We start from the raw sequence: 13,990 nt of genomic DNA on the forward strand, positions 1-13,990 counted from the left end.
ATCGCATGTTTAAGGACTGGCTTGGGGAAATCGAGCCAGGAGTTGTTCACGGGATATCTCAGACAGTTGTGAGAGGTATTGGCTTAAGTCTTGGGGGGGTAATCCTAATAAAGGAGTTACAAGTGCGGTGAGTTGAGAGTCTAATTCTCCAAAACGAATTTTGAGTAAATTTTCAACAATGAAATACTGTGCCTGTTGGATTCCTGGTTCGCTGTTTTCAAGTTGAGAGAGCTGTAAGAGAAATGGGGTTAACTGCTGAGGGGGTAATGCCGATAAAGGAGTGATTAAAGCAGCAAGGGTGGGAGTCAACTGTCCCAGGCGAGTCTGGAGCAAGTTTTCGATAATCAGCCGTTGTCCTTGTTGTATACCTTGTTGTCGAGCTGCATCCAGTTGTTGCCGATATAGGGGTGCTAATGCCATAATTAACTCCCTCTCCTCTGTGTCTAATTTTTGGTCTTGGTTGGCTTGTAAGTTGGCTTGCAAGTCATACAATAACTCTAGCGTAGACTGCCGCATTTGGCTGTCTTCGGGTAATGCGGTGATCTCCTCGATGGCTTGCTGCTGGACTGTACCTTTTCCCAGAAGTCTCAGCCACAGAGTTTCTGGGGTGCGAGGAAGTTGATGAATCACAACTAGAGCGGTTTTGAGATACTCTGGCAGAAAATAAAGTCCACTTAACCAGTTTTGTTCATTGCTTACGGCTCCGAATCCTGCTAGTAATCGGGTTGAAGCTGTGGGGGTAAGTATCCATAGTTGGGGAAGTTCACTGTCGTTAATGGAAGTGGACTCTCGTCTGGCGCGTCGTGCCAATTCCCGATGTAGGTCAAACAGTTTGGCAAGACAATCACGAATTTGCTCAGGGGTTACAGCGTTGCGAAAGGGTTCAAATACGGCGGAAGTTGTAGCGAAGCGTCCTAAAAGTCCCAGAGAGAGGAGGTAGTCATTTGGAGAAGAGGTGGGTGTGAAGTAAACGTCAACCTCTCGCACTTCCCCGGCAATATCTCGACTTGTCTCAACGTTTCCGATGGGGGATAAGAGTTGATCGAGATAATCTTTGGCGAACTGGTCGTGGGGAAATCGAGTCATTGGCGATGTGGATAGTCTAAGATGCAGATGTCTATCTTATCCGGATTTGGAGAGGATTCGCGATCGCACCGCTTGTTGTCGCGACGGGTACCCGATAAAGTTGATGGAATTAGGAATAATAATTATTAAGTTATATAGCAACCGCCAAGACGGTTAGGACACGATGGATTTGTAGAGACGTTCCACCGGAACGTCTCCAGACAGTGCATTTGTCCTAATCGATGTGTCTACTGCTATACATTTCGCCTCGATATTCACTTTGGATGAAGATGATTTTTTTGATTCAATCACTAGACTGTCTCCACTATGAATTTTTCCAGGCTTCATCCAGGGTAAATTGGCGAGGATTTTTAAGAATAAAGACGTTACCTTCCTTGATTAAGTCCCCTATACAGGATACAGGTAAGCGTTCTTGATAGGCTTTAATCGCTTTAATATAGTCATGCTCAAATAACTCTGTTTTGATTTTACAAAGCTTATCAAAAATAACACCAATTAGTGTGATTTCTCCGCTGAGTTTATCGGGGTTAGGCGAGTTAATTTCCATGACTACTCCCTGAATAATTCTATTGGACAGCTTAATAATTAAATCATTGAGAATATCAAGTTGAGAACGTTCTTCTGCTTTGGCAAGGGTTTCCAGCAGAAGGTTCATGGAAACGGGAAAATCAGGAACGTCTGGATTTAAGGGTAAGACAAGGTTCAATTGTCCGTGAGATTCCTTGTCTTTGAGCCAAATTATTGCCTGATCGGGTATCTGCTGCTTTTGTTGCCAACCCTTTGCCTGTAGGTAAGTTGCTACCTGTTGGGGATGTATGGCTTTGAGTAATTCAATATCTTTAACTGTTACATTCATAACCGTTCTCCTACTGTAATGCGCTGCATCATGGTTTTAAGTACATTGGCAGTGAATATATTTTCTCTGGGTATATAAACGGTGATGGTTTCTTGATTCTGGGTTGGTGCTTTACCTGCTAAAGATATCCAGTAAGCGCAACGCTTGAGGCAGAGTTCAGCTTCGGATTGATTTAACCAGTCATTTACTTGGTCTGGGACGATAACGACAATTAAGATTAAGGGAGGATAGCGATCGCGGATTCTTAATTCTTCATAGTTTTTGATGGAGAGAGGATACCGGATAGTGTTATCAGTAAGGACTTGTCTAGACGTACATTTTACCTGAACATAGAGGAGAGGGAAGTCTATTATATCTTGATTGTTAACTCCTGTGATGATTAGGTCTACACCGAGTCGATCTAAAGGTGTAGTTGTTCTCTGAACGGCACAACCTGCGGTTGCGGCAATGGCATAAATATAGGCATAGCTAAATTCTTCTTTTTGAATGTTACTATCCACTTCGATATGCACCTTGAATGAAGACGATTTTTTGATTAAATTATTTATAAGAGTATCTCTACTACTTTTTATTTTAGTCTGATATGAATTGATCTAGGTTTTGCCCGTCTGGTAATGTGGATGTTGACAGCGGTATCAGTCATTATTAGTCTATTGATTCCCTTCAACATACTTTGCCCACATTTGCTGGTAAGCCTTTTCCATTTCGCGGGTAAACTGCTTGGCGTTCCATAATGGTGCTGTTTGCTTTGACTGTCGCAGTTTCCAGGCAATTTGTTGGCGCATCGCTTCATTTTTGCCTAAGCGCACACCCCACTCGACGTATTCTTCATCCGTCCAGGCAATACCTTCTGTAATACCAGCATTGATCATCATCGTATAGCTATTACGTGCCGCAAATTGCTGTCCTACTCGCGTCACCAAGGGAATACCCATCCAAAGGGTTTCTAGGGTAGTAGTTGCACCATTGTAGGGGTAAGTATCTAGCACCACATCAGCAATACCCAAATTAGCTCGGTGAGTTGCTTCTAACGCTACAGAAGGTAGAAATCGCAGATGACTACAATCGACTCCCTCGGCTTCGGCAATCTCGATAAAGAACTTTTGAATTGCTGCTTGCTCGGCAAACCCTTTAATCAAAAAGTAGCTATTTGGCACTTCCTTGAGAATCTTCATTTGCAGTTGAGCTGTATGGCGATGACGCTTGTATCCACCTTGGCTACTGAGATACACCACCGCATCAGTGGGGATATCTAGCTGATCCCGACGCAAAGTTGGCACACCCACCTCAAAGCCATCTACAGCGATATAAGTTTGGGGTAAGCGCCAGATTTTCTCTCTGTAATAGTCTTGAGCCGAATCGGGTAAGACATAAGGATCAGCAATGAAATAATCAATGCTGGGTAATCCTGATGCATCCCAGCCTAACCAAGTCACTTGCACTGGAGCTGGTTTAAGCGCCATCACCTCATAGCTAATATCTAGCGTGATGCTATCAAGATCGATTAAAATATCTATTTCATCTTGAGAGATTTTTTCAGCGATTTCTAGACCATCCATTCCTAACTTGTAAGCTTGGTCTACCTGCTCGACATACCAGTCTTGTAAAAAGTCGTTTATCTGTCTATAGTTAATAAAATAAGCATGAATTTTAAAGCGATCGTGATCGTGATGCTCAAGCAGCCATCGAGCTAGCCAACCCACTGAATGTCCTCTAAGGCAATGAGATAAGTAACCTATCTTGAGAGGTTTGTCACTCGTTTCCTTTTTTTGTCTAAGGAACTGTTGTTGACGATATCGCTCTACTTGCCCTTTGGCATAGTGTTGAACGCTAGTATGGCAAATCTGAGAGACTTGATTCTGAATCCAGCGGTTACTTTTTGGCTCATCTCTGTAGTAAGGTAGAAAAAAGGTAGGAGTAGACAGACGCAGGGTAGCGATTTGATCGAGTTCAATCGATTCTTTTTCTACCAGTGCCAGCAGTAATGATTTCTGCTTTTGCAATACGGAAAGAGCTTCTTTATCCAATCCCCCCGCACTCATTAATCCTCGCAAAACCAAATGTAGAGCAAAAATCTTATCTGGCAAGGCCTGCATTAAAGAATAGCAAAATTTAGCTGTTTTTATACCTTCATCTCGTTTCCCTGCACTCTGATAAAATGCTGTTAGATGCGTTAACACCTCTTTGTTTTCTGAATCTAAGCGCAAACACAACTCGGCTAGTTGTGCTGCTAAAGCAGGTTGGTTTATAGAATAAGCTATTTTGATAGATGCAGGCAGAACAACATTGATGAATACCTGAGGCTCATGAATGTAAGGTAGACAAGCTTCTGCAAATTCTAGCAGTGATGGTTCAGTGGGTGCGTATTCTAATAGGGTTTGCAAAACCTGTAGCAGTAAATCTAGGTTAACTTCCTCCCCTTGCTGCAACTGGAGTATTTGAATGACTCCTAAGCAAGTTAAGTCTTCTCCACTAAATTTATCCAGCCGAATAGAAAGTTGCATAATCTGCAACAGATTATCTATATCACTGGGACTAATTTCTCGTAGGTGCTGTCGAATTACCCAAGCAACTAAGTAGTCACCAATTGCCTCTCGCCTAGTTGCTTCTGTTTGCAGAACTTGTATCAGTTCCTCTGTCCATAAATCGGCTTGTTCGGGTTCACCTTCTGCCATTGCCAGCAGCCAAGTCGTTTGAGCTTCTACTTCTTGCCCCTGCAACAGCAGCATCAAACCTAAATACCAGTAATGAGACTTGACATCGGGTTCTGTTTCAATTGCCTGTTCGTATAAGCTGGCAGCCTTACTATAGTTTCCTTGGATTAGCTCTTGATAGGCTTGCTGCTGCCAGTTAGTTAGCTCCCTAGAAGAGAATTCAGTAGTCATAATTTTACCTACTGGAACTATTGTGACTTTTGTCCAAGGACGCAGGCTTGAAAATCAGCTTATCAGCCAAAAACAAAGTTGAGTAGGTAGAAAAATTCTACCCACTCTAACCAACAGTTGAACCTGCCTCTGCTCAAACCAATACAGTGACGTCCTCCTACACCGACCCTACGGGTACGGTTGTAGGCTTCCTTTGGCGTTCCATTTCAGAACGACGCTTCCGGCGTTTTATAGTGGGGAATACGCCCAGCCCCACTTCTTGCTTATCGCAAGAGAAACTGTAGTTATGGAATTTAGTTTTTGCTGTCAATTTACCAGCTTTTACAGCTTTGTCAATGAAATACAAAAACAATTTACCCTTAATATTAGCTTACAACAAGCAAGTTGTAAGCTAATAAACTGGCGATTCATCCCACGCTCAATCGAAGATTAGATCGTGGGGAACCTATCGCCGGATAAGCTAAAGATTTCTTACCTACTTACCCCTTACCCAAGTTTGAATAATCGTCGGGACATACTGGATTATCGGCAAGATCTACTTGTTGCTCACCATCTAAAGCTGCGTTTTGGACAGCAGCCTTATTAGCTTCACACAATAGAGCGATCGTGGTTGCTTCTCCTGTACCTGCTACTTCTCCTACTTGTACGCCACCTACATAGGCTTTGAGCGGAGCACCCTCAAGTGCCTGTTGTGCCTGATTGGTAACATCTTTGTTGATTGCTGAACCGACTTTAATTTTGTATACATAATTTGTGGTCTGGGTGGCGATGCCAAGACCTAACTTACCAAATTCCTCTGTTTCTTCACCCACAAACTCATTTTTTTCCAGGTAGTAAGCTTGTTGAGCCCGGTTCATCGAACCAATGTATTGCTTAGCTTCCGACTGCTTCGCCTTGTTTGCTTGGTTCAGGAAGGAAGGCAGAGCAATAGCAGATAGGATACCGATGATGATGATCACCACGAGCAGTTCGATCAGCGTGAATCCTTCATCATGCTTTTTCTGGTTTAGGTGCTGTAGGAACTTAGCCTTTAGTTCTGTTTTCATCAGGTGTCTCTCCTTAGGGGTGTGGGATGAGTGATTTATAACTCCTAGATTTAACTTACCCACTTTCGACGACTTTCCTATCACCTGCGGCAAAAAATTTGGCTTTTGAGAGCCAATGCTTCTCAGGACTGGCGCTCTAGTAACACGTATCCTAGTCTCTCTAGCTGAGTCAACATCTGCTGGATCAGATAAAATGCCTTTTCCTCATCCGTCGGTGCCAACGTCACAGGATTGAGCGGTCTAACCTGCTGCCAACGTTCCACCAGTGACCTCATTGACTGAGGGGCTTCCACCAAAAGCAGGAGGCATACTGCCATGGAGGTGTCTAGTGTCACAAACTTTTCAATTAGCTGTAAATGCTTAGAAATTTCAAACATTCTTAACTGAGGAAGGGACTCAATTAAGTCTGCTTTAAATTTTGGTGTTTTTAGTTGAGGATGTAGGTAAATCTGCGCCTTTTGCCAGTCAGAGTTCGTCCATTCAGAAATCGGGGTAAAGGATTCAGCTTGATTAGGATGACCGCACCAAATGTCTAGCAGACGATTTACAGGATGTAAGAGTTCAAATAGATGCAGCTCCTCTTCCACAGAAAGTTCTGGTAAGGTCATGCCCAAAAACACAGGCAAATCATCGGGGTCTTTGAACAAAGCCATTAAATCCCATTGCCACCAATTAACCATGCTGACAAATTCTAAATCAGCGGCTCTTAGGGCAGAAAATAGTTCAGGAATAGTATTACCTCTGTCACCCCGAAGCAAGTGATTGACAACAATCAGCTCGTCTTCTGTTTCATACTTTGAGTGCCAAGTCTGTGCTTTGAGAAGCACTTCGTCTCTCAACGCTCCCATCGTTTGTCGAACTAATTCTATCCCTAACTCTTGCTCTTCTTCCTCCATCACTCCCATCTTCTTGAAAAGTGTCTGCACCCGAAAAAAGTTGGCGCGTTGAAATGAGCTATGGAGATTAGTTCGGATAATTCCATCCGGTTTCAATACTGACTTCATTGCCTGCAATCCCACCACTGGATCGGGCAAAAAATAAAGCATTTCATCATTATTAATATAGTCAAACTCCATTTCCAAGCTTGGTAAATCTTCAATGGCTAGGACATGGAATTCTGTATTATCAAAACCGTGGTATTGCAAGCGCTGACGAGCTAACTTAACCGATTCTTCCGATAAATCAACACCCACGATTTTTGCGCCAGGATTGGCTTCTGCCAAAATTAGTGATTTGTAACCTGTGCCACAGGCGGCATCTAAAATAACCTTGTCTTGGGAGTCAATAATTTTTCTATTTCTTCGGTAGTAAGGTGTAACTATATTATAAATATAAAGTAAACTCGGTTTATCTTTTGGAGATTCCTCTAAAGGAGTTCTCGGATAAGGAGAAAAATCAAATTGCTGCCTGATTTGTTCTGACAGCTCAGATGTCTGACTGTTGATTTCTCGACGTTCTGATGGGGATTTTTCCAGATTAGTTGATGGTTCGTTCGTATCCATTTTTTTTAGCTCCACAGCAAGTTCAGCAAGCTGCTCTGAAAGGGGGTAAATGTGCTTGTATTGAAGGATTTGCTTACCAATCAAGCCCAAGCGTTGAGAGAACGTTGGCGGCTTAGATGGGTCAAGCAGGGGTGTATTATAAGGTGTAACATCACCCCGTTGAAACTCAAAGGCAAAGCTTAGGCGTGGATGAGTCGCTCTTTCACTACTGCGTCCCCCCCAGTGCAGCACAGCTTGATTCCAGCACAAAACTGAACCCACTGGGGCAGGTAATGCCCGAATATCTTGAATACTATCAATTTCATGAACTGAGAAATCACGACCGTAATTAGGGTCAAACGCTGCTGGTAGAATGTACATACATCCATTGAGCGGCGTGGCGTCGCTGAGAGGAATCCACACCGTCAAACTTTTGGGCATTCCGTCTGGTAACAGTGTATTTTGCGACTTGTCACGGTGGGGGCGCCATCCTGTCTCCGTCTTGTTTGGGTCAATATACCACGCCCAAAAGTCAGGAAGTTGCTGATAATCTTGACCCAGTACCGTTGATAATATCTGAGATAATCGGCAAAAGGTCTGCCAAAATTCATCATAAACAAACACAAAAGGTGGCGTCCAGCCTACCTGACGTATCTTTTCCACGCCAGCCGACATGCGTAAAACATCTGCCTCAGGCAGAATCCCATCGATTTGAAAATAGCCATCCGTCTTGAGCGTGAGCAACAGCTTTTTCATCTGTTCTGGCTCAACTGTAAAAGGAGCTAAGGATTCGGGGAGCAAATCTTCACTGACACTCAGCTCAGGATTTAGACTCCTCCAGAAGTTGGGATTTCGAGCTTGCTCCAACAGAGATTTCACCGCCGTCATAGTTTTTTGCTGTAACCCCATTGAGTTTATCATCTCAACTGTATCACCAGTTAAAAGGCAGTCAGCGCAAGCTTTGCTTACAAGGGCGCACGTCTGTTCGCCCCTACGTAGATGTGCCACGCCAGTCGCGGGGTTTTTCAGGTAGCACAGAGCAAAACACTGATTTCACAGATTTGTAGAAGCGGTAGGGGTGGGGATGGGAGATTTTAGTAGCACTGATTACACTGAAGCGTTAGTTCTCAATGGGCAAAGGATGAAAGGATTATTGGATTGGGGTAGGAATTATTCAGTTATCTGTGTCAATCTGTGTTATTTAATCGTGAGTCTACAGCAGAATGTGATTAAATTTGTGTCATCTGTGTTATCACAAAGTATCCGGATCAACACCTAGCGATCGCAGTCTCTCCTGTAACCTATTAAAGATGCCCAGCTAGGACGTGCGATCGCTCTTTCTATGTTCTTGTCTGCAAGCTTATGTATCGAGTTTATAGGCAGGCACATTTTCCCATGATGAAAAGTATACCAAAAAATAACACGCGATCGCATTAAGTTATGTTTTTTACCTCAACCGTCGCACCTCTTCTAAACTCAAGCCAGTGATTTGACTAATCGTATCTTCATCGACAACCCCTAACATTTTCCTAGCCATTTCTACTTTAGATTCCTGAATCCCCTGTTCTCGTCCCACTTGAATCCCCTGTTCTCGTCCAAGCTGAATTCCCTGTTCAATTCCCTGTCTCAAGGCTAATTTTATTGCATTCCGTTGGTCATGAATATACATTTCCCGTTGTTCTAGCGAATCTAACTCTTCACGAGTCAGATTCGCTTGATTCGCTACTTCAAACGCCTTGCGTATTTCCGGGACTTGTGCCATTGTTTCCGGTATCGTTTCTAATCCTCTAGCACATTTAATAAAGTATATCCATTTATCCGCTAGGGTTTCTAGTTCTTCTAGCTCTTTGGTAAATTTTGGTAATTCAACAAAGACTAACTCCAAGTCATTAATCGGGTAATCTGTCAAAAGATTCTTTTCTTTGAGGACAAAATTAGAAATCACTTGGGGCAAATCCTCAAACATTTCAAAGTCAGTCAGCGTCAAGGCAATAACCGGATTCAATAGAGTATAATCCTCCCCGGGTTGCAATTGAATCGAATAGGCTTTAGTTGCGTTATACAATATCCGCTTCTCAAACCCCGATAAATTCAGGACTTGCATCTCTATAATCACCGTTGTCTCATCGGTTAGTTTAGCTTTAACATCCAGGAACGTATCTTTAATTCCCTGAATCTTCGGCGCTAGATAAGGGTTAATAATTTTTAACTCAGTGATTCGGGGATGTCCACCGTAGAGGAGGGAATTCAGGAAACTAATTAGGATTTCTGGGTTTTGCTCAGAGCCAAATATCTTTTTAAAGGCAAAATCTGTTTTGGGATTAATAAAAATCATAGTTATCCTCCCCTGATTAAACGTTTACTTTAAAAAATGGCAATCTGTTGTAAGCTCTACTCGCTTCGTGATCGCGTGAAACCTCTTTTTGTGTCAATCTGTGTTACTTAATCGTGAGTTTACAGCAGAATGTGATTAAATCGGTGTCTTATGTGTGATCACAAAGAGTCTGGATCAACGAAAGAGCGATCGCACTCTCTCCTCTAACCGATTAAAGATGCCCAGCTAGGACGTGCGATCGCTCTTTTTGTGTCCTCGTCTGAAACCTTATGTGTCGAGTCTATAGGCAGGCACATTTTCCCATGATGAAAAGTATACCATAAACCAACACGCGATCGCAGGTCAGCAGGAGAAAATCAACCAGGCTTTAGAAATACCAATTTTCGATTTTCAATTCATTAAAATTAGCATAATCGGATACATTATTAGTCACTAAAATCAACTGATTAACCTTAGCAATCTTTGGCTTCATCGGTTCAGATATTATATTACTATCTAGCAAAAATCGAAGTCACCTCGCGTCCAGGAGATTTATCGCGCACATCGCCAAAAATAGCATCAACATCAATGTCTAGTTCAGCGATATTATATCTGAGCCTAAATTCCTCTAATTTGTCACCAAACTTGCCTTTATCCTGATTGATTGGAGTATCAATAATTTCAATTCTCACGGCTTGACCTTCAGGAATATCCAGAAGTTCTGAAAATTCTAAGGTTTGACCGCGTTTAATCGCTGTGATTTGCATAATCGACTCTCCCGATGCTAAAAAATTCTCACTCATACAGATAACCCCAAAATCCAAGATAACCTGGGGACGAGTTTAGACTCACTGATCACCCCATTTTCCCCCATCATCAGCTCAATCCTACCCGATATCGCCACAATTGGGTCTTGGGTGCGATCGCTCTTAACGTCTTTCTGTGTCAATCTGTGTTATTTAAGCGTGAGTCTACAGCAGAATATGATTCAATCGGTGTCACCTGTGTTATCACAAAGAATCTGGATCAACTCCTAGCGATCGCAGTCTCTCCTCTAACCGATTAAAGATGCCCAGCTAGGACGTGCGATCGCTCTTTCTATGTTCTTGTCTGCAAGCTTATGTATCAAGCTTATGTATCGAGTTTATAGGCAGGCACATTTTCCCATGATGAAAAGTATACCATAAACCAATACGCGATCGCGCTTCCACCTTAAAGCTACAACCTGAATACCTAATTACGATGAATCAGTCTGTCATACTCATCATGATCTCCTATCCATACCCAAATAAAGTCAGAACCATCTTCTACAGCTAAGGCTCTATAACTTAATCCAATCCTTGCTGACCAATACTTTCCCACCTTTTTGAAGTTTAAAGATGGATGATTGGGATCAGCTTTGAGTAAATCATAGCTTTTTCTTGCCTGACGCTGAACCGTCTCTGGTAAGGCGTAAAAGCGTTGCCAGAATTTCGGGGTTGTTCGATGCACTTACAAGTTTCCTAGTTTTCCTTGAGACTTTGCTGTCATTGCCTCTTCCAGCAAAAAATCCAGTTTGCCATTAGCACTATCCGCCTCAATTTGCTTATCCCAGATTTCCCAATCTTTTTGAGCAAACCACTCTCTCAATCGCCGGAAATCCTCCTGAGAGAGCGCTTCAATTTCCGATTGAATCTGTTTCACTTGTTTCATTTAACGTCACGCTTGAGCAATCCACCTCTATCATTTTATCGCGTAGATGTGATCGCCTAAAACATCTTTCTATGTCAATCTGTGTCATTTAACCGTAAGTCGGCGGCAGAATATGATTCAATCGGTGTCATCTATGTTATCACAAAGAATCTGGATCAACGCCTAGCGATCGCAGTTTCTCCTCTAACAATTTTGCCCGTTGTCGCTCCTGTTGAGCCAGTTGTTCAGCTTCTCTTGTCCGTTGTCGCTCCTGTTGAGCCAGTTGTTCAGCTTCTCTTGTCCGTTGTTTCTCATGAGCAATCTGCTCTTCTGGGGTCAAGATTCTTTGTCCCTGTTCATCGTACCAATACAACCACTCTCGATTTATTCCCTGATAGGTTCCCCTTTCTGTTCCTATCCCTAATCCAATTTCCGATAACCACACCGGATTACCAAACTGTAACTGATACTCCCCATCCACTAATTTATACACTTCCAACGGGGCTTTACGACGCCGCCGGGGATTGTACACTACATAGTAGAGTACCCCCATATCCCGATACAGTTTTTTCTTGCGGCTATATTCGCCGCGACGCTTGTGAGATACTACCTCCAGCACCACCATGGGCACAACCTGCTCTTCCCACAACACATAAGACAGGCGCAACTCTTCATCGATAAACCGTTGTACTCCCACACTCAAAAACCCATCCGGTACAATTGCCGATTCCTCTGGGTGATAATAAATTCCCATATCCACCCCAAAGAACCAATCCCAGCGATTCTCCCACAACAGCGCTAGGACAGCTTTAAGTAATGAGGGAATCAAATCTTGCAGTTCATTATCCACTGGCGTATCGTCAGAATCAGGCAGCTCTTCTGCAGAGGGTAAGCAATCTAATGGGTTGTACTCTAGCATGAGTCGGTCAGGAAGCGACAACTTATTTCATTGTATTTGATTGGTCATATCATGTTTGGTGGAATACTAACACTATCGGTGAAGACAAGGCAGAGGGCTCTAGGGCAGAAGGCTCCAAGGGAAGAATTTGGAGCAACTAAGAGCGATCGCAGTCGCTCCTCTAACCGATTAAAGATGCCCAGCCAGGACGTACACAAGCGAAGCGAGCGCTCACTACGAACGACGCGATCGCTCTTTCTATGTTCTTGTCTGCAAGCTTATGGATAGAGTCTATAGGCAGGCACATTTTCCCATAATGAAAAGTATACCAGAAAAAAACACTTATTCCACAACACTGATTTCACGGATTTATCGAAACAGTAGGGGGGGCTGTGGGATTTTAGCCCCACTGATTTCACTCCACAACAGATACAGGTGTGAGGACATAATCAGATGATTAGATTGAGACATGAAACGGTTTTATGTGTCAATCTGTGTCATTTAATCGTGAGCTGGCGGCAGGGTGTGATTCAATCGGTGTCATCTGTCCTGCAATAAAGGGTCTGGATCAACTAAGAGCGATCGCCATCTCTCTTCTAACAGTTGACGCGAAATCTATCAGCAAGACAACGCTACTACGAGCGAGCGGACTTATGTTTAGAACAGATCGCAAAATTCTGGCTTTAAATCCCGCTCCATTAATGCTTCTACTGCTTCTTGGGGCGTAATTTTATGGTTGAGTAGGCGATAAACTTGCCGACAGATGGGTATGGGGATCTGCTCTCGATTAGCAATTTTAACCAATACGTTGGCTGTATTTACCCCTTCGGCTGTACTTTGCAATTCTTCGAGAATTTGCTCCAATCTTTTCCCCTGGGCTAAACCGTAGCCGACCCGATAATTACGGCTGAGTATACTACTACAAGTGGCTAGCATATCGCCCAAGCCCGATAATCCGAAGAAGGTTTCTGTTTGTCCTCCTAAGTGAGTCCCGATCCGAAGGATTTCAGTTAACGCACGGGTAATTAAGGCAGATTTGGCATTGGTTCCCAATTGTAGACCATCACAAACCCCAACCGCGATCGCAATCACGTTTTTCAGAGTTCCTCCCAGTTCTGTACCAATGGGGTCTGGACTGGTGTAGACTCGGAACAGACTGGAGGAAAACACCGTTTGCACTTCCTCAGCGGCTGCCATATCTGTACTCGACACCACTGTGGCGGCGGGGAGTTCTTGCTCAATTTCTTTGGAGAGATTTGGACCTGAAAGTACCACAATCGGATGGTTAGGAAAGTCGGCTTCCCAGATTTGAGAAGGGGTACGAGTCGTTTCCGGGTCTAATCCCTTGGTGGCGGTAATAATTGTCACATAATCCGGTAAACCAATTTCTTGAATCTTCGCCGCCGTCGTCACTACCCCTTTCATGGGAATCGCAGAGACTAGCATATCAATATCCGCCAATACCTCTTCTAGGGATTCGGTGCTGCTGCGAGACCAAAGTCGAACCTGATGATTCTTATGTCTAGCAATCGTTGCCAAGGCTTGACCCCAAGCACCAGCGCCGAGAATGGCGAGGGTGGCTTCTGGTGCAGGTCGGCGCGTGGATTGTGCATGAGCCTGACTGGCTTGTGGGTTCTGATCAGCTTGAGATGAGCTGGATTGAGAATTTGTCAGATTGCTCACCATAGATTTGATGTATTGAACTCAATAATTTATAGGTCAAGTTAATGGTCAAAGGCAAAAGAATGCATCT

Annotated in this window: 13 protein-coding genes; all 13 read right to left on the reverse strand. The window is 43.5% G+C overall.

All coding sequences use genetic code 11. From position 1 onward, the window contains the following. Positions 1 to 9: 9 nt before the first annotated feature. The 13 genes from ACLGGO_RS14145 to ACLGGO_RS14205 all read right to left on the reverse strand — a co-directional run bounded on the left by ACLGGO_RS14145 (position 10) and on the right by ACLGGO_RS14205 (position 13,923). Positions 10 to 1,086, reverse strand: coding sequence for a flagellar assembly protein H (locus ACLGGO_RS14145; protein ID WP_446419792.1), 1,077 nt, complete (start codon positions 1,084 to 1,086; stop codon positions 10 to 12). 304 nt (positions 1,087 to 1,390) lie between these two features. Continuing rightward, on the reverse strand, positions 1,391 to 1,942 hold the full coding sequence (locus tag ACLGGO_RS14150; RefSeq protein WP_446419793.1) for a hypothetical protein: 552 nt from the start codon (positions 1,940 to 1,942) through the stop codon (positions 1,391 to 1,393). After that, positions 1,939 to 2,442: a DUF4365 domain-containing protein gene (locus tag ACLGGO_RS14155; protein ID WP_446419794.1), complete on the reverse strand. Its 504-nt coding sequence runs from the start codon at positions 2,440 to 2,442 to the stop codon at positions 1,939 to 1,941. Before ACLGGO_RS14155 ends, ACLGGO_RS14150 begins: the two co-directional genes overlap by 4 nt. Positions 2,443 to 2,592: 150 nt before the next feature. Beyond that, positions 2,593 to 4,827: an O-linked N-acetylglucosamine transferase, SPINDLY family protein gene (locus ACLGGO_RS14160; RefSeq protein ID WP_446419795.1), complete on the reverse strand. Its 2,235-nt coding sequence runs from the start codon at positions 4,825 to 4,827 to the stop codon at positions 2,593 to 2,595. A 479-nt stretch (positions 4,828 to 5,306) separates the two neighbouring features. After that, a complete protein-coding gene (locus tag ACLGGO_RS14165) occupies positions 5,307 to 5,873 on the reverse strand; it encodes a type IV pilin-like G/H family protein (protein ID WP_446419796.1) in 567 nt (188 codons plus the stop codon). 122 nt (positions 5,874 to 5,995) lie between these two features. Next, positions 5,996 to 8,242 (reverse strand): methyltransferase domain-containing protein, encoded by a 2,247-nt coding sequence (locus tag ACLGGO_RS14170; RefSeq protein WP_446419797.1) that lies wholly within the window; start codon positions 8,240 to 8,242, stop codon positions 5,996 to 5,998. A gap of 559 nt (positions 8,243 to 8,801) precedes the next feature. Beyond that, positions 8,802 to 9,689: an Rpn family recombination-promoting nuclease/putative transposase gene (locus ACLGGO_RS14175; RefSeq protein ID WP_446419798.1), complete on the reverse strand. Its 888-nt coding sequence runs from the start codon at positions 9,687 to 9,689 to the stop codon at positions 8,802 to 8,804. A 491-nt stretch (positions 9,690 to 10,180) separates the two neighbouring features. Beyond that, positions 10,181 to 10,471 carry a hypothetical protein gene (locus ACLGGO_RS14180; RefSeq protein ID WP_446419799.1) on the reverse strand — a complete coding sequence of 97 codons (291 nt, stop codon included), beginning with the start codon at positions 10,469 to 10,471 and terminating at the stop codon, positions 10,181 to 10,183. After that, the gene (locus ACLGGO_RS14185) at positions 10,468 to 10,617 is read right to left on the reverse strand and encodes a hypothetical protein (RefSeq protein WP_446334048.1); all 150 of its coding nucleotides are present in this window, start codon (positions 10,615 to 10,617) and stop codon (positions 10,468 to 10,470) included. Before ACLGGO_RS14185 ends, ACLGGO_RS14180 begins: the two co-directional genes overlap by 4 nt. Before the next feature lie 284 nt (positions 10,618 to 10,901). Further along, the gene (locus tag ACLGGO_RS14190) at positions 10,902 to 11,159 is read right to left on the reverse strand and encodes a ParE family toxin-like protein (RefSeq protein WP_446334049.1); all 258 of its coding nucleotides are present in this window, start codon (positions 11,157 to 11,159) and stop codon (positions 10,902 to 10,904) included. Beyond that, positions 11,160 to 11,360: a hypothetical protein gene (locus ACLGGO_RS14195; protein WP_446419800.1), complete on the reverse strand. Its 201-nt coding sequence runs from the start codon at positions 11,358 to 11,360 to the stop codon at positions 11,160 to 11,162. A 139-nt stretch (positions 11,361 to 11,499) separates the two neighbouring features. After that, positions 11,500 to 12,258, reverse strand: coding sequence for a Uma2 family endonuclease (locus tag ACLGGO_RS14200; RefSeq protein WP_446419801.1), 759 nt, complete (start codon positions 12,256 to 12,258; stop codon positions 11,500 to 11,502). A 636-nt stretch (positions 12,259 to 12,894) separates the two neighbouring features. Further along, positions 12,895 to 13,923, reverse strand: coding sequence for an NAD(P)H-dependent glycerol-3-phosphate dehydrogenase (locus tag ACLGGO_RS14205; RefSeq protein WP_446336777.1), 1,029 nt, complete (start codon positions 13,921 to 13,923; stop codon positions 12,895 to 12,897). Positions 13,924 to 13,990 lie beyond the last annotated feature (67 nt).

The sequence above is a fragment of the Coleofasciculus sp. genome (genome assembly GCF_046565525.1).
Taxonomy (GTDB): Bacteria; Cyanobacteriota; Cyanobacteriia; order Cyanobacteriales; family Coleofasciculaceae; genus Coleofasciculus.

What these genes read in the sequence shown, in the direction of transcription:
- ACLGGO_RS14195 (WP_446419800.1), bottom strand. Translation starts at nt 11,360, where the DNA reads ATGAAACAAGTGAAACAGATTCAATCGGAAATTGAAGCGCTCTCTCAG.
- ACLGGO_RS14145 (WP_446419792.1), bottom strand. Translation starts at nt 1,086, where the DNA reads ATGACTCGATTTCCCCACGACCAGTTCGCCAAAGATTATCTCGATCAA.
- ACLGGO_RS14175 (WP_446419798.1), bottom strand. Translation starts at nt 9,689, where the DNA reads ATGATTTTTATTAATCCCAAAACAGATTTTGCCTTTAAAAAGATATTT.
- ACLGGO_RS14170 (WP_446419797.1), bottom strand. Translation starts at nt 8,242, where the DNA reads ATGACGGCGGTGAAATCTCTGTTGGAGCAAGCTCGAAATCCCAACTTC.
- ACLGGO_RS14180 (WP_446419799.1), bottom strand. Translation starts at nt 10,471, where the DNA reads ATGAGTGAGAATTTTTTAGCATCGGGAGAGTCGATTATGCAAATCACA.
- ACLGGO_RS14150 (WP_446419793.1), bottom strand. Translation starts at nt 1,942, where the DNA reads ATGAATGTAACAGTTAAAGATATTGAATTACTCAAAGCCATACATCCC.
- ACLGGO_RS14200 (WP_446419801.1), bottom strand. Translation starts at nt 12,258, where the DNA reads ATGCTAGAGTACAACCCATTAGATTGCTTACCCTCTGCAGAAGAGCTG.
- ACLGGO_RS14160 (WP_446419795.1), bottom strand. Translation starts at nt 4,827, where the DNA reads ATGACTACTGAATTCTCTTCTAGGGAGCTAACTAACTGGCAGCAGCAA.
- ACLGGO_RS14205 (WP_446336777.1), bottom strand. Translation starts at nt 13,923, where the DNA reads ATGGTGAGCAATCTGACAAATTCTCAATCCAGCTCATCTCAAGCTGAT.
- ACLGGO_RS14165 (WP_446419796.1), bottom strand. Translation starts at nt 5,873, where the DNA reads ATGAAAACAGAACTAAAGGCTAAGTTCCTACAGCACCTAAACCAGAAA.